This is a genomic window from Pseudomonas sp. NPDC089396 (assembly GCF_044749545.1).
Lineage (GTDB): Bacteria > Pseudomonadota > Gammaproteobacteria > Pseudomonadales > Pseudomonadaceae > Aquipseudomonas.
In genome coordinates this window covers 1-15,704 of the sequence record NZ_JBIVIC010000024.1, presented here as the reverse complement: position 1 = coordinate 15,704, position 15,704 = coordinate 1, and the positions used below count along the sequence as shown (strand labels likewise).

The window sequence follows — 15,704 nt, the reverse complement described above, 5'->3', positions numbered from 1 at the left end:
TGAGCGGTGTTGATGGTAATACCGCGCGCTTTTTCTTCCGGAGCCGAGTCGATCTTGTCGAACTCAACGATTGCCGAACCGAAAACTTCGGAGCAAACGCGAGTCAGAGCTGCGGTCAGAGTGGTTTTACCGTGGTCAACGTGGCCGATGGTGCCGACGTTAACGTGGGGAAGGGAACGATCAAATTTTTCTTTAGCCACGACAGTGAACCTCTTGCCTAAAGGGGATTAGCCTTGTTTTTTAACGAGTGCTTCGACGATGTTCGACGGAGCTTCGGCGTATTTGGAGAATTCCATGGAGTAGCTTGCGCGACCCTGAGACATGGAACGAACGTCGGTTGCGTAACCGAACATCTCTCCGAGCGGTACTTCAGCACGGACGACGCGGCCGGAGACCGACTCATCCATACCCTGGACCAGACCACGACGACGGTTCAGGTCACCCATCACGTCACCCAAGTAGTCTTCCGGGGTTACAACTTCGACCTTCATGATCGGCTCGAGAACCACGCCGCCGCCCTTAGTGGCCAGCTGCTTGGTTGCCATCGATGCGGCGATCTTGAACGCCATTTCGTTGGAGTCGACGTCGTGGTACGAACCGTCGAATACCGTGGCCTTCAGGCCGATCAGAGGATAACCGGCAACAACGCCGTTTTTCATCTGCTCTTCGATACCCTTCTGGATCGGGGCGATGAATTCCTTAGGAATCACACCACCAACGACTTCGTTGGAGAACACCAGACCTTCGGTGATGTTGCCCTTCTCGTCGACTTCCGGCTCCGAGAAACGGATCCAGCAGTGACCGAACTGACCACGACCACCCGACTGACGAACGAACTTGCCTTCGATCTCGACGTTGGACTTGGTGATCTTCTCGCGGTACGAAACCTGCGGCTTGCCGATGTTGGCTTCGACGTTGAACTCGCGCTTCATGCGGTCAACGAGGATGTCCAGGTGCAGCTCACCCATACCGGAGATGATGGTCTGGCCGGTTTCTTCGTCGGTCTTGACGCGGAACGACGGGTCTTCCTGGGCCAGTTTGCCCAGTGCGATACCCATCTTCTCCTGGTCAGCCTTGGTTTTCGGCTCGACGGAGAGCGAAATGACCGGCTCAGGGAAGTCCATACGCTCAAGAATGATTGGCTTGTCAGCGTTGCACAGGGTTTCGCCTGTGGTCACGTCCTTCATGCCGATCAGTGCAGCGATGTCGCCAGCGCGCACTTCCTTGATCTCTTCACGCTGGTTGGCGTGCATCTGGACCATACGACCAACGCGCTCTTTCTTGCCCTTGACCGAGTTGATGACCGAGTCACCAGAGGTCAGAACACCCGAGTAGACGCGAACGAAGGTCAGAGTACCAACGAACGGGTCAGTCGCGATCTTGAACGCCAGGGCCGAGAACGGCTCGTTGTCGTCTGCATGACGCTCGTCCTTGCGAACAGCCGGATCTTCTTTATCCAGATCCTTGTCGTCCGGGTTGATACCCTGGATTGCAGGGATCTCGGTCGGAGCAGGCAGGTAGTCGATGACGGCGTCGAGAACCAGGGGAACGCCCTTGTTCTTGAACGACGAACCGCAGACAGCCGGAACGATCTCGCTGGCCAGGGTGCGCGCACGCAGGCCTGCCTTGATCTCTTCGACGGTCAGCTCTTCGCCTTCCAGGTACTTGTTCATCAGCTCTTCGCTGGACTCGGCAGCCGCTTCAACCATGTTCGCGCGCCATTCTTCGGCCAGCTCGAGCATGTCCGCAGGAATTTCTTCCTCGCGGTAGGTGGTGCCTTTGTCGTCGTCGTTCCAGTAGATAGCCTTCATCTTGATCAGGTCGACCTGACCCTGGAAGTTATCTTCCGAACCGATGGCCAGCTGAACAGGAACCGGGGTGTGACCCAGACGGTTCTTGATCTGACCTACGACGCGCAGGAAGTTTGCACCGGCACGGTCCATCTTGTTCACGTAAACAACACGTGGAACGCCGTATTTGTTGGCCTGACGCCATACGGTTTCGGACTGCGGCTCAACGCCGGAGGTGCCGCAGAACACAACGACCGCGCCGTCGAGTACGCGCAGCGAACGCTCTACTTCAATGGTGAAGTCAACGTGGCCGGGGGTATCGATGACGTTTACGCGGTAGTTGTCGTACTGACCAACGGAACCTTTCCAGAAGGTGGTAACGGCAGCGGAGGTAATGGTGATACCGCGCTCCTGCTCCTGCACCATCCAGTCGGTGGTCGCGGCGCCGTCATGCACCTCGCCCATCTTGTGGCTCAGACCTGTGTAGAACAGGATCCGCTCGGTAGTGGTAGTCTTGCCCGCGTCAACGTGGGCACAGATACCAATGTTACGGTAGCGGTTAATTGCTGTAGTACGAGCCATAAAGCCCTCGCAAAATGATTGATGCTTGAATTAGAAGCGGTAGTGCGAGAACGCTTTGTTGGCTTCAGCCATACGGTGCACGTCTTCACGCTTCTTGACTGCAGCACCTTTGCCTTCGGCAGCATCCAGCAGCTCGCCAGCCAGGCGCAGGGCCATCGACTTCTCGCCACGCTTGCGGGCGTAGTCTACGAGCCAGCGCATTGCCAGAGCATTACGACGGGATGGACGAACTTCAACCGGAACCTGGTAAGTGGCACCGCCGACACGGCGGGACTTTACTTCGACCAGCGGAGCGATGGCGTCGAGAGCTTTCTCGAAGATTTCCAGGGGGTCGCTGTTCTTGCGCTCTTTGACCTTGTCCAGTGCACCGTAAACGATGCGCTCGGCCACGGCCTTCTTGCCGCTTTCCATCACGTGGTTCATGAACTTGGCGAGGATTTGGGATCCGTATTTAGGATCGTCCAGAATCTCACGTTTTGCTGCTACACGACGTCTTGGCATGATAAGCCCTCAAACGGTCTTCAGGTTAGCCCGGGACGTGGGTCTTCGACCCCTGCCCGACCTTACTCTTATCGACTCAAAAAAATGGATGTCTGCAAACGGCCGATTACTTCGGACGCTTGGTACCGTATTTCGAACGACCCTGGTTACGGCCTTTAACGCCCGAAGTATCCAGAGAGCCGCGAACGGTGTGGTAACGAACACCTGGCAAGTCTTTTACACGGCCGCCACGGATCAGGACGACGCTGTGCTCTTGCAGGTTGTGGCCTTCACCGCCGATGTACGAGGAAACCTCGAAACCGTTGGTCAGACGCACACGGCATACTTTACGCAGTGCCGAGTTAGGTTTTTTCGGCGTGGTGGTGTACACGCGGGTGCACACGCCACGACGTTGCGGGCAGTTCTGCAGCGCAGGAACGTCGGACTTCTCGACCGAACGCTTACGCGGCTGACGTACCAGCTGGTTGATAGTTGCCATCTACTAGCTCCACTGATTGTCTTGCGACTCTATTGTCTTGCAAGAAAGCCAAAAATTGGCGAGACGGAGCCTCACCAAATTTAAGGGTACAAAAGTCTACGGAGGATCTTGCACCCAGTCAAGACGAGGCCCCGGCCCTCCCCGCCCGGTCATCGGCAACAATTCATGTCGCCGACGACCGTTCGGGGCTTGCCGGGGCCCTGCCCTGTACTTAGTTACCGCTGGAATTCAGCGCTTCGGTCAGTGCGGCTTCCACCTCACTGGCACTTACGCGCAGCGGTTTGTCGGCATCACGGCGACGCTTGCGCTCGCTGTGGTAGGCCAGACCAGTACCAGCCGGGATCAGACGACCCACGACCACGTTCTCTTTCAGGCCGCGCAGGTAATCGCGCTTGCCGGTTACCGCCGCTTCGGTCAGTACGCGGGTAGTTTCCTGGAAGGAAGCCGCGGAGATGAACGACTCGGTCGACAGCGAGGCCTTGGTGATACCCAGCAGCACACGGGTGAACTTCGAGATGAACTTGTCTTCGCCGGCGAGACGCTCGTTCTCGACCAGTACGTGAGTCAGTTCCATCTGGTCGCCCTTGATGAAGCTGGAATCGCCCGACTCGGAGATCTCGACCTTGCGCAGCATCTGACGCAGGATGGTCTCGATGTGCTTGTCGTTGATCTTAACGCCTTGCAGACGGTAAAAGTCCTGGATCTCGTTGACGATGTACTTCGCCAGCGCGCTCACACCCAGCAGACGCAGGATGTCGTGCGGATCGCTCGGGCCGTCGGAGATAACTTCGCCGCGGTTTACCTGTTCGCCTTCGAAGACGTTCAGGTGGCGCCACTTCGGAATCAGCTCTTCGTACGGATCGCTACCGTCGGTCGGAGTAATGACCAGACGACGCTTGCCCTTGGTTTCCTTACCGAACGCGATGGTGCCGCTGACTTCAGCCAGAATCGAGGCTTCTTTCGGACGGCGCGCTTCGAACAAGTCGGCAACGCGTGGCAGACCACCGGTGATGTCACGGGTCTTCGACGTTTCTTGCGGGATACGCGCGATAACGTCACCAACACCGATCTGTGCACCGTCAGCCACACCGACCAAGGCGTTGGCCGGCAGGAAGTACTGAGCCGGTACGTCGGTACCTGGCAGGTACAGATCCTTGCCGTTGGCGTCGACCATCTTGATTGCCGGACGGATTTCCTTGCCTGCGGCAGGGCGATCCTTGACGTCCAGAACTTCGATGTTGGTCAGGCCGGTCAGTTCGTCGGTCTGGCGCTTGATGGTGATGTTTTCTTCCATGCCCACGAAGGTCACGGTACCTTTCAGCTCGGTAACGATCGGGTGGGTGTGCGGGTCCCACTTGGCGACGATTGCGCCAGCTTCGACCTTGTCACCTTCCTTGACCGAAATCACCGCACCGTAAGGCAGCTTGTAGCGCTCACGCTCACGACCGAACTCGTCGGCAATGGCCAACTCGCCGGAACGCGATACAGCAACCAGGTTGCCATCGGCACGCTCAACCTGCTTCAGGTTGTGCAGACGGACCATACCGCCGTTCTTCACCTGGACGCTGTCGGCAGCCGAAGTACGGCTTGCAGCACCACCGATGTGGAACGTACGCATGGTCAGCTGGGTACCCGGCTCACCGATCGACTGTGCAGCGATAACGCCGACAGCTTCACCGATGTTCACCTGGTGACCACGTGCCAGGTCACGACCGTAGCACTTGGCGCAGATACCGAAGCGGGTTTCGCAGTTGATCGGCGAACGCACGATCACTTCGTCGATGCTGTTCAGCTCGATGAACTCAACCCACTGCTCGTCGACCAGGGTACCGGCCGGAACGATGACGTCCTCGGTGCCTGGCTTGAACACGTCACGGGCGATTACACGGCCCAGTACACGCTCACCCAGCGGCTCTACAACGTCACCGCCTTCAATGTGCGGCGTCATCAGCAGGCCGTGGTCGGTGCCGCAGTCGATCTCGGTCACGACCAAGTCTTGTGCGACGTCTACCAGACGACGAGTCAGGTAACCGGAGTTAGCGGTCTTCAAGGCGGTATCCGCCAGACCCTTACGAGCACCGTGAGTCGAGATGAAGTACTGGAGTACGCTCAGACCTTCACGGAAGTTCGCGGTGATCGGCGTCTCGATGATCGAGCCGTCCGGCTTGGCCATCAGACCACGCATACCGGCCAGCTGACGGATCTGGGCTGCGGAACCCCGCGCACCGGAGTCAGCCATCATGTACATCGAGTTGAAGGACTCTTGCTCGACTTCCTTGCCCTCGCGGTCGATGACCTTCTCTTTCGAGAGGTTGGCCATCATCGCCTTGGACACTTCGTCGTTCGCCTTGGACCACAAGTCGATGACCTTGTTGTACTTCTCGCCCTGGGTTACCAGGCCGGAGGCGTACTGGCTTTCGATTTCCTTCACTTCATCGGTGGCGCTGTTGATGATGCGCGCTTTCTCATCCGGGATGACAAAGTCGTTCACACCAATGGACACGCCAGAGATGGTGGAGTAAGCGAAACCGGTGTACATCAACTGGTCAGCGAAGATAACGGTCTCTTTCAGACCAACCACGCGGTAGCACTGGTTGATCAGCTTGGAGATCGCCTTTTTCTTCATCGGCTGGTTGACCACATCGTACGGCAGGCCTGCCGGTACAACCTGGAACAGCAGCGCACGGCCGACGGTGGTGTCGACGATACGGGTGTTCTTGGTGATGCTGCCATCGCGGTCTTTCACGGTCTCGTTGATACGGACCTTGATTTTCGCGTGCAGGGCGGCTTCGCCGGCGCGGAATACGCGGTCGACTTCCTGCAGGTCGGCGAACACGCGACCTTCGCCCTTGGCGTTGATGGCTTCACGGGTCATGTAGTACAGACCCAGTACAACGTCCTGCGACGGAACGATGATTGGCTCACCGTTGGCTGGCGACAGAATGTTGTTGGTCGACATCATCAGCGCGCGCGCTTCAAGCTGGGCTTCCAGCGTCAGCGGCACGTGAACGGCCATCTGGTCACCGTCGAAGTCGGCGTTGTACGCGGCGCAGACCAGCGGGTGCAGCTGGATAGCCTTACCTTCGATCAGCACTGGCTCGAACGCCTGGATACCCAGACGGTGCAGGGTTGGCGCACGGTTGAGCAGTACGGGGTGTTCGCGAATCACTTCGGCGAGAACGTCCCACACCTCTGGCAGCTCGCGCTCGACCATCTTCTTGGCGGCCTTGATGGTGGTCGCCAGACCACGCATTTCCAGCTTGCCGAAAATGAACGGCTTGAACAGTTCCAGGGCCATCTTCTTCGGCAGACCGCACTGGTGCAGACGCAGGGTCGGGCCAACGGTAATTACCGAACGGCCGGAGTAGTCCACACGCTTACCGAGCAAGTTCTGACGGAAGCGACCTTGCTTACCTTTGATCATGTCGGCCAGGGACTTCAGCGGACGCTTGTTCGAGCCAGTGATGGCGCGACCGCGACGGCCGTTGTCCAGCAGGGCGTCGACCGCTTCCTGCAGCATGCGCTTTTCGTTGCGCACGATGATGTCTGGCGCCGACAGATCGAGCAGGCGCTTCAGACGGTTGTTACGGTTGATCACCCGACGATACAGGTCGTTCAGGTCGGAGGTCGCGAAGCGGCCGCCATCCAGCGGAACCAGCGGACGCAGGTCCGGCGGCAGTACTGGCAGGACGGTCAGGACCATCCACTCAGGCAGGTTGCCCGAGCCCTGGAAAGCTTCCATCAGCTTCAGGCGCTTGGACAGCTTCTTGATCTTGGTTTCCGAGTTGGTCTGCGGAATTTCTTCGCGCAGGCGACCGATCTCGTGCTCCAGGTCGATAGCGTGCAGCAGCTCGCGGACAGCCTCGGCACCCATGCGGGCGTCGAAGTCGTCACCGAACTCTTCCAGCGCTTCGAAGTACTGCTCGTCGTTCAGCAGCTGGCCCTTCTCGAGGGTGGTCATGCCCGGATCGATAACGACGTAGCTCTCGAAGTAGAGCACGCGCTCGATATCACGCAGGGTCATGTCCATCAGCAGGCCGATACGGGACGGCAGCGACTTCAGGAACCAGATGTGGGCAACCGGCGAGGCCAGTTCGATGTGCGCCATGCGCTCACGACGAACCTTGGCCAGGGCAACTTCAACGCCGCACTTCTCGCAGATCACGCCGCGGTGCTTGAGGCGCTTGTACTTGCCGCACAGGCACTCGTAGTCCTTGACTGGGCCAAAGATCTTGGCGCAGAACAGGCCGTCACGCTCAGGCTTGAACGTACGGTAGTTGATGGTTTCCGGCTTCTTAACTTCACCGAACGACCACGAACGGATCATTTCAGGCGACGCCAGACCGATGCGGATGGCGTCGAACTCTTCGACTTGACCCTGGTTTTTCAGCAAATTCAGTAGGTCTTTCAAGGCCTTTCCTCCTGGCGGAGCAGGGAGCGGGCATTACCTGCCCCACCCCCCTTCGCGTCACGTGTTATTCGGTTTCCAGATCGATATCGATACCGAGCGAACGGATCTCTTTGATCAACACGTTGAAGGACTCGGGCATGCCCGGCTCCATACGGTGATCGCCATCCACGATGTTCTTGTACATCTTGGTACGGCCGTTCACGTCGTCCGACTTCACTGTGAGCATTTCTTGCAGGGTGTATGCCGCGCCGTATGCTTCCAGCGCCCACACTTCCATCTCCCCGAAACGCTGACCACCGAACTGCGCCTTACCACCCAGCGGCTGCTGGGTAACCAGGCTGTAGGAACCAGTGGAACGCGCGTGCATCTTGTCGTCCACCAAGTGGTTCAGCTTGAGCATGTACATGTAACCAACGGTCACAGGACGCTCGAACTTGTTGCCGGTACGGCCATCGAACAGCACCATCTGGCCGCTTTCTGGCAGGTCCGCCAGCTTCAGCATGGCCTTGATCTCGCGCTCCTTGGCACCATCGAAGACCGGAGTAGCCATTGGCACGCCTTTCTTCAGGTTGTGGGCCAGGGCGAGGATCTCTTCGTCAGTGAACTCTTCCAGGTTCTCCTGACGACCACCGATCTCGTTGTAGATCTCGGTGAGGAAGCCACGCAGTTCAGCGGCCTTGCGCTGCTCTTCGATCATCCGGTCGATTTTCTCGCCCAGACCCTTGGCCGCGAGGCCCAGGTGGGTTTCGAGAATCTGACCGACGTTCATACGCGAAGGTACGCCCAGCGGGTTCAGTACGACGTCGACAGGAGTACCGTTGGCGTCGTGCGGCATGTCTTCGACCGGCATGATCACCGAGACGACACCCTTGTTACCGTGACGACCGGCCATCTTGTCACCCGGCTGGATGCGACGGCGGATTGCCAGGTAGACCTTGACGATCTTCAGTACGCCTGGAGCCAGGTCATCGCCCTGCTGCAGCTTGCGCTTCTTGTCTTCGAACTTGTCGTCCAGCAGACGGCGGCGATCGACGATGTACTGTTGAGCTTTTTCCAGCTGCTCGTTCAGTGCATCTTCGGCCATACGCAGTTTGAACCACTGGCCGTGCTCCAGACCGTCCAGTACTTCGTCGGTGATCACGGTGCCTTTCTTCAGGCCCGCGCCACCATCGACCACTTGGCCGTTCAGGGCAGAACGCAGACGCTCGAAGGTTGCACCTTCGACGATGCGGAACTCTTCGTTGAGGTCCTTGCGGATCTCGTCCAGCTGCATCTTCTCGATGGCCAGGGCGCGGCTGTCGCGCTCGACGCCATCACGGGTGAAGACCTGTACATCAATGACGGTACCCTTGGTGCCGGTTGGCACGCGCAGGGAAGTGTCCTTAACGTCGCTGGCCTTCTCACCGAAGATCGCGCGCAGCAGTTTTTCTTCCGGCGTCAGCTGGGTTTCGCCTTTTGGCGTGACCTTGCCGACCAGGATGTCGCCAGCGCCGACTTCAGCACCGACGTAGACGATACCGGCTTCGTCCAGCTTGTTCAGTGCGGCTTCACCCACGTTCGGGATGTCCGCAGTGATTTCCTCTGGGCCAAGCTTGGTGTCACGCGCCACACAGGTCAGTTCCTGGATGTGGATGGTGGTGAAGCGGTCTTCCTGAACCACACGCTCGGACAGGCAGATGGAGTCTTCGAAGTTGAAGCCGTTCCACGCCATGAACGCGATGCGCATGTTCTGACCCAGTGCCAGTTCACCCATGTCGGTGGACGGGCCGTCGGCCATGATGTCGCTGCGCTGGACCTTGTCACCTTTGCTTACCAGCGGACGCTGGTTGATGCAGGTGTTCTGGTTCGAACGGGTGTACTTGGTCAGGTTGTAGATATCCACACCTGCTTCACCGGTCTCGACTTCGTCGTCATTGACGCGAACGACGATACGGCTGGCGTCGACCGAGTCGATCACACCACCGCGGCGAGCAACCACGCAGACACCGGAGTCACGAGCAACGTTGCGCTCCATGCCGGTACCTACCAGCGGCTTGTCGGCACGCAGGGTTGGTACAGCCTGACGCTGCATGTTCGAACCCATCAACGCACGGTTGGCGTCGTCGTGCTCGAGGAACGGAATCAGCGAGGCAGCAACGGAAACAACCTGCTTCGGCGAAACGTCCATCAGGGTGACGTCTTCCGGCGCCTTGACGGTGAATTCGTTCAGGTGACGGACCGCTACCAGCTCGTCGATCAGCTGCTTCTTCTCGTTCATCGCGGCCGAAGCCTGGGCGATGACGTGATCGGCTTCTTCGATCGCCGACAGGAACACGATGTCGTCGCTGACCACGCCTTCCTTCACCACGCGGTACGGGCTTTCCAGGAAGCCGTACTGGTTGGTGCGGGCATAGGCTGCCAGGGAGTTGATCAGACCGATGTTCGGACCTTCAGGGGTCTCGATCGGGCACACACGGCCGTAGTGGGTCGGGTGTACGTCACGGACTTCAAAGCCTGCACGCTCACGGGTCAGACCACCAGGGCCGAGTGCGGAGACACGACGCTTGTGAGTGATCTCGGAGAGCGGGTTGTTCTGGTCCATGAACTGCGAGAGCTGGCTGGAACCGAAGAACTCTTTCACCGCCGCCGCAACCGGCTTGGCGTTGATCAGGTCCTGCGGCATCAGGCCTTCGCTTTCGGCCATCGACAGGCGTTCCTTGACCGCGCGCTCGACGCGCACCAGGCCAACACGGAACTGGTTTTCGGCCATCTCGCCGACGCAACGTACGCGACGGTTACCGAGGTGGTCGATGTCATCGACAATGCCTTTGCCGTTACGGATGTCGACCAGGGTCTTGAGGACCTCGACGATATCTTCCTTGCTCAGTACGCCCGAACCTTCGATCTCGGTGCGACCGATACGACGGTTGAACTTCATGCGGCCAACGGCGGACAGGTCGTACCGCTCGGCGCTGAAGAACAGGTTGTTGAACAGGGTCTCGGCGGCGTCCTTGGTTGGCGGCTCGCCTGGACGCATCATGCGGTAGATCTCGACCAGCGCTTCCAGTTGGTTGCTGGTGGTATCGATCTTCAGGGTATCCGAGATGAACGGACCGCAGTCGATGTCGTTGGTGTACAGGGTCTCGATGCGGACGACCTGAGCCTTGGCGATCTTGATCAGCAGCTCGGTGGTCAGCTCGGTGTTGCACTCGGCCAGGATCTCGCCGGTAGCCGGATGCACGAGGGCCTTGGCAGTGGTGCGACCCAGGACGTATTCCATGGGTACGTCCAGCTGGTTGACACCGGCCTTCTCGAGCTGGTTGACGTGGCGCGCGGTAATACGGCGACCTTGCTCGACAATGACCTTGCCGCTGTCGTCATGGATATCCATGACCGCAACTTCACCACGCAGACGCTGAGGCACCAGTTCCAGGCTGAGTTTCTCGCCGGAAATGTGGAACACGTTGGTGGTGTAGAAGGTGTTCAGAACTTCTTCGGTGCTGTAGCCCAGCGCGCGCAGCAATACCGAGGCCGGCAGCTTGCGGCGACGGTCGATACGCACGAATACGCAGTCTTTCGGGTCGAACTCGAAGTCCAGCCACGAACCGCGGTATGGAATGATGCGAGCGGAGTACAGCAGCTTGCCCGAGCTGTGAGTCTTGCCACGGTCGTGGTCGAAGAACACACCAGGCGAACGGTGCAGCTGGGAAACGATTACACGCTCGGTACCGTTGATAACGAAGGTACCGTTCTCAGTCATCAGGGGGATTTCACCCATGTAGACTTCTTGCTCTTTGATGTCCTTGATCGCTTTGTTCGACGATTCCTTGTCGAAGATGATCAGGCGCACCTTGACCCGCAGTGGGACCGCGAAGGTCACGCCACGCAGGACACATTCCTTCACATCGAAGGCTGGTTCGCCCAGGCGATAGCCTACGTACTCCAGGGCAGCATTGCCGGAGTAGCTGATGATCGGGAATACCGACTTGAAGGCCGCGTGCAGGCCGACGTCGCGGAACTGATCCTTGGATGCTCCCGCTTGCAGGAATTCGCGATACGAATCCAGCTGGATGGCCAGGAGGTAAGGCACATCCATGACGTCCGGCAACTTGCTAAAGTCCTTGCGGATACGTTTTTTCTCAGTGTATGAGTAAGCCATCAGCGTTCCCCAGCTTGGTCACCTGCTTGTTTGGCTTCTCCCGGCGGGAGCAGCCAGAAAATCGTGCAACCCCCTTGGTTTGCGCCACCCACATGGGTGTCTTGCAGCTTGTTATCGGGGCCGACCTGGCCGACCGCCAATAACGGAAAAAGGCCGGTGGCATAAGCCACCAGCCATCAGCCTTCGCTCAACGCTCCGGCTGGCGTCGCAAAGTCGAGATTACTTCAGCTCGACTTTAGCGCCTGCTTCTTCCAGCTTCTTCTTAGCGTCTTCAGCGGCTTCTTTCGAAACGCCTTCAGCTACGACCTGAGGAGCGCCGTCGACTTTCTCTTTGGCTTCTTTCAGGCCCAGACCGGTCAGTTCGCGAACGGCTTTGATCACGTTCACTTTCTTGTCGCCGGCTTCAACCAGAACAACGTTGAACTCGGTCTGCTCTTCAACAACGGCAGCAGCAGCAGCTGGGCCAGCAGCGGCAACAGCAGCGGTAACGCCGAAGGTTTCTTCCATTGCTTTGATCAGCTCAACAACTTCCAGAACGGTTTTCTGGCCGATTGCTTCGATGATTTGTTCGTTAGTCAGGGACATGACTTAAATCCTGTATTGGGGTGACAGCCTACGCAGCCATCAAATTAAACATATGATTTTGAAAGAGGTTACGCGGCCTTAGGCAGCAGCAGCTTCTTTCTGGTCGCGAACGGCCGCCAGAGTACGAGCCAGCTTGCTGGTAGCGCCTTGAATAACGCTCATCAGACGTGCGATAGCTTCGTCACGGGTCGGCAAGGTAGCCAGTACATCGATCTGGTTGGCGGCAATGAAATTGCCGTCAAACGCAGCTGCCTTGATCTCGAACTTGTCCTGACCCTTGGCGAACTCTTTGAACAGACGAGCAGCAGCGCCCGGGTGTTCGTTGGAGAAAGCAATCAGGGTCGGGCCTTTGAACGCGTCGTTGAGGATCGAAAATTCGGTGCCTTCAACTGCGCGCTTGAGCAGGGTGTTACGTACGACACGTACGTAAACGCCAGCTTCGCGGGCCTCTTTACGGAGTCCGGTCATTGCGCTTACAGTCACACCACGGGCATCGGCCACGACAGCGGACAGAGCGACTTTGGCAGCCTCGTTGACTTCAGCGACGATGGCCTTCTTGTCTTCGAGTTTAATTGCCACGGGTTTACTCCTGGTTTTTACCGTTTCATCTGGCCGAAGCCGGATGTCGTTTTGGTGTCTGATTCGGTAACGAATCGGGAGCACCATCTGCGTAGGCTGGTGGTTTAAGGCTTGCGCCGCCTACGGTCTTGGATAGCCCCCGCCAGGCAGGGACCCCAATTTTTGCTGGCGGCGCGACGAGTCGCACCGCCATGGTCTTACGCGTTCAGCGAGCTCTGATCGATGACCAGACCTGGGCCCATGGTGGTGCTCAGGGTAACGCGCTTGACGTAGATACCTTTCGAAGAAGCTGGCTTGATACGCTTCAGATCAGCGATCAGGGCTTCAACGTTTTCCTTCAGCTTGCCAGCTTCAAAGCCGACCTTGCCAACGGAGGTGTGGATGATACCGTTTTTGTCGGTACGATAGCGAACCTGACCAGCCTTGGCGTTTTTGACAGCCGTGGCGACGTCTGGAGTCACGGTACCGACTTTCGGGTTAGGCATCAGGCCGCGAGGACCCAGAACCTGACCCAGCTGACCAACAACGCGCATGGCATCAGGCGATGCAATGACGACGTCATAGTTCAGGTCGCCGCCTTTCATTTCGGCAGCCAGATCGTCCATACCTACACGGTCAGCGCCGGCAGCCAGAGCGGCTTCAGCAGCTGGACCCTGGGTGAAGACAGCAACACGTACGGTCTTGCCAGTGCCGTGTGGCAGCACGGTAGCGCTACGAACGACCTGGTCGGATTTACGCGGGTCAACACCGAGGTTGACGGCAACGTCGAAGGATTCGCTGAACTTCACGGTGGACAGTTCGGCCAGCAGCGCGGCTGCGTCTTCGAAGTTGTAAACTTTGCCAGCTTCGATTTTCGAAGCAATGGCCTTTTGGCGCTTGGTCAGCTTAGCCATTACACACCCTCCACGTTCAGGCCCATGCTGCGGGCAGAGCCAGCGATGGTGCGTACAGCAGCGTCCAGGTCAGCAGCGGTCAGATCAGCCTGTTTAGCTTTGGCGATGTCTTCCAGCTGAGCGCGGGTAACGGTACCGACTTTGACGGTGTTCGGACGAGCCGAACCACTGGTCAGGCCAGCAGCTTTCTTCAGCAGAACCGAGGCAGGGGTGCTCTTGGTCTCGAAAGTGAAGCTACGGTCACTGTAAACAGTGATGATCACAGGAGTCGGCAGGCCGGCTTCTTGACCCTGAGTACGGGCGTTGAAGGCCTTGCAGAATTCCATGATGTTCACACCGTGTTGACCCAGTGCTGGACCAACGGGTGGGCTTGGGTTGGCCTGGCCGGCCTTAACTTGCAGCTTGATGTAAGCCTGAATCTTCTTAGCCATGAGCTACTCCAATTTCGGGTACGAACGCCAGAAGGCTCCCCGGATGACTTGCGTTTTATCCCAGTGACGACAAAACCCCGCAGCACACAGGGCTGCGGGGTATGGGATGCTTCGTCCGCCTAGACCTTTTCGACCTGGCTGAACTCGAGCTCTACCGGGGTAGAGCGACCGAAAATGAGCACCGCCACCTGGAGGCGACTCTTTTCGTAGTTAACTTCTTCGACACTGCCATTGAAGTCAGCGAACGGACCGTCAATGACTCGAACCACTTCACCTGGCTCGAACAGCGTCTTCGGCTTCGGCTTGTCACTGCCGTCGGCTACGCGACGCAGGATAGCTTCAGCTTCTTTATCAGTGATCGGTGCAGGCTTGTCTGCAGTACCACCAATAAAGCCCATCACACGAGGGGTGTCCTTGACCAAGTGCCAAGTCCCTTCGTTCATCTCCATCTGGACCAGTACATAGCCAGGGAAGAATTTACGCTCACTCTTGCGCTTCTGGCCGTTACGCATTTCAACGACTTCTTCGGTCGGGACCAAGATCTCGCCGAAACCGTCTTCCATGCCAGCCAGCTTGACGCGCTCGATCAGGGAGCGCATTACATGCTTCTCGTAACCCGAGTAAGCATGCACAACATACCAACGCTTAGCCACGGGACACCTTTAGCCAACGATCAGGGAGACCGCCCAGCCGAGCAGGGAATCGAGACCCCACAGCAGCAGTGCCATAACCAGCACGACAGCCACGACAATCAGCGTGGTCTGGGTGGTTTCCTGGCGGGTCGGCCACACGACTTTACGGATCTCAGTACGAGCTTCCTTCGCCAACGCAAAGAACGACTTACCCTTCGCAGTCTGCAGAGCTACGAAGCCTGCGACAGCAGCCAGGGCGAGAAGTGCGAGGACACGATACAGGATTGGAGAGGCGGAGTAATACTGATTACCCACAACACCAACAACAACCAAAGCCACTACAGCCAGCCACTTGAACAGATCAAAACGCGATTCTTGGGCTTCAGTTTTGGGAGTCATCGGGGAGGATCCTGTAAGAAGAAAGCCAATCACACTGAGGTGAATGGCAGGTCAGGAGGGAATCGAACCCCCAACCTACGGTTTTGGAGACCGTCGCTCTGCCAATTGAGCTACTGACCTGTAACGCTGTATCAGGCCGGCCATTATACCGGCCTGATCAAGTAAATCAACTACTTATTCAATAATTTTTGCTACGACGCCGGCGCCGACGGTACGACCGCCTTCACGGATAGCGAAGCGCAGACCGTCTTCCATTGCGATGGTCTTGATCAGAGTGACAGTCAT

At 58.0% G+C, this 15,704-nt stretch carries 12 protein-coding genes, 1 tRNA gene and 1 pseudogene; all 14 read right to left on the bottom strand.

Going from position 1 to position 15,704, the window contains the following annotated elements; genetic code table 11:
• On the bottom strand, positions 1-200 hold a 200-nt coding region (locus tag ACIPZB_RS27035), incomplete at its 3' end, for a GTP-binding protein (RefSeq protein WP_400643463.1).
• Positions 201-227: 27 nt separating this feature from the next.
• Positions 228-2,372 (bottom strand): elongation factor G, encoded by a 2,145-nt coding sequence (gene fusA / locus ACIPZB_RS27030; RefSeq protein ID WP_008089145.1) that lies wholly within the window; start codon positions 2,370-2,372, stop codon positions 228-230.
• Positions 2,373-2,402: 30 nt separating this feature from the next.
• Positions 2,403-2,873 carry a 30S ribosomal protein S7 gene (gene rpsG / locus ACIPZB_RS27025; RefSeq protein WP_008089143.1) on the bottom strand — a complete coding sequence of 157 codons (471 nt, stop codon included), beginning with the start codon at positions 2,871-2,873 and terminating at the stop codon, positions 2,403-2,405.
• Between the two features lie 106 nt (positions 2,874-2,979).
• A complete protein-coding gene (gene rpsL / locus ACIPZB_RS27020; protein ID WP_003255492.1) occupies positions 2,980-3,351 on the bottom strand; it encodes a 30S ribosomal protein S12 in 372 nt (123 codons plus the stop codon).
• Positions 3,352-3,562: 211 nt separating this feature from the next.
• Positions 3,563-7,762: a DNA-directed RNA polymerase subunit beta' gene (gene rpoC / locus ACIPZB_RS27015; RefSeq protein ID WP_400643462.1), complete on the bottom strand. Its 4,200-nt coding sequence runs from the start codon at positions 7,760-7,762 to the stop codon at positions 3,563-3,565.
• 64 nt (positions 7,763-7,826) lie between these two features.
• Positions 7,827-11,900 carry a DNA-directed RNA polymerase subunit beta gene (gene rpoB, locus ACIPZB_RS27010; protein ID WP_400643461.1) on the bottom strand — a complete coding sequence of 1,358 codons (4,074 nt, stop codon included), beginning with the start codon at positions 11,898-11,900 and terminating at the stop codon, positions 7,827-7,829.
• Between the two features lie 219 nt (positions 11,901-12,119).
• Entirely contained in the window at positions 12,120-12,485 is a 366-nt protein-coding gene (rplL, locus tag ACIPZB_RS27005; RefSeq protein ID WP_003255496.1) for a 50S ribosomal protein L7/L12, read from the bottom strand.
• 78 nt (positions 12,486-12,563) lie between these two features.
• Positions 12,564-13,064 carry a 50S ribosomal protein L10 gene (gene rplJ, locus ACIPZB_RS27000; protein WP_008089133.1) on the bottom strand — a complete coding sequence of 167 codons (501 nt, stop codon included), beginning with the start codon at positions 13,062-13,064 and terminating at the stop codon, positions 12,564-12,566.
• Between the two features lie 197 nt (positions 13,065-13,261).
• Entirely contained in the window at positions 13,262-13,957 is a 696-nt protein-coding gene (gene rplA, locus ACIPZB_RS26995; RefSeq protein ID WP_008089131.1) for a 50S ribosomal protein L1, read from the bottom strand.
• Positions 13,957-14,388, bottom strand: a complete 432-nt coding sequence (gene rplK / locus ACIPZB_RS26990) for a 50S ribosomal protein L11 (RefSeq protein ID WP_003255500.1) — start codon at positions 14,386-14,388, stop codon at positions 13,957-13,959. The genes rplA and rplK overlap by 1 nt, the downstream gene beginning before the upstream one ends.
• A gap of 119 nt (positions 14,389-14,507) precedes the next feature.
• Entirely contained in the window at positions 14,508-15,041 is a 534-nt protein-coding gene (gene nusG, locus ACIPZB_RS26985) for a transcription termination/antitermination protein NusG (RefSeq protein ID WP_003255501.1), read from the bottom strand.
• A 9-nt stretch (positions 15,042-15,050) separates the two neighbouring features.
• Positions 15,051-15,419: a preprotein translocase subunit SecE gene (secE, locus tag ACIPZB_RS26980; protein ID WP_008089117.1), complete on the bottom strand. Its 369-nt coding sequence runs from the start codon at positions 15,417-15,419 to the stop codon at positions 15,051-15,053.
• Positions 15,420-15,463: 44 nt separating this feature from the next.
• Positions 15,464-15,539 (bottom strand) — tRNA-Trp (locus ACIPZB_RS26975).
• A gap of 54 nt (positions 15,540-15,593) precedes the next feature.
• Positions 15,594-15,704 (bottom strand): annotated as a pseudogene (locus ACIPZB_RS26970) (elongation factor Tu); the annotation flags it as partial.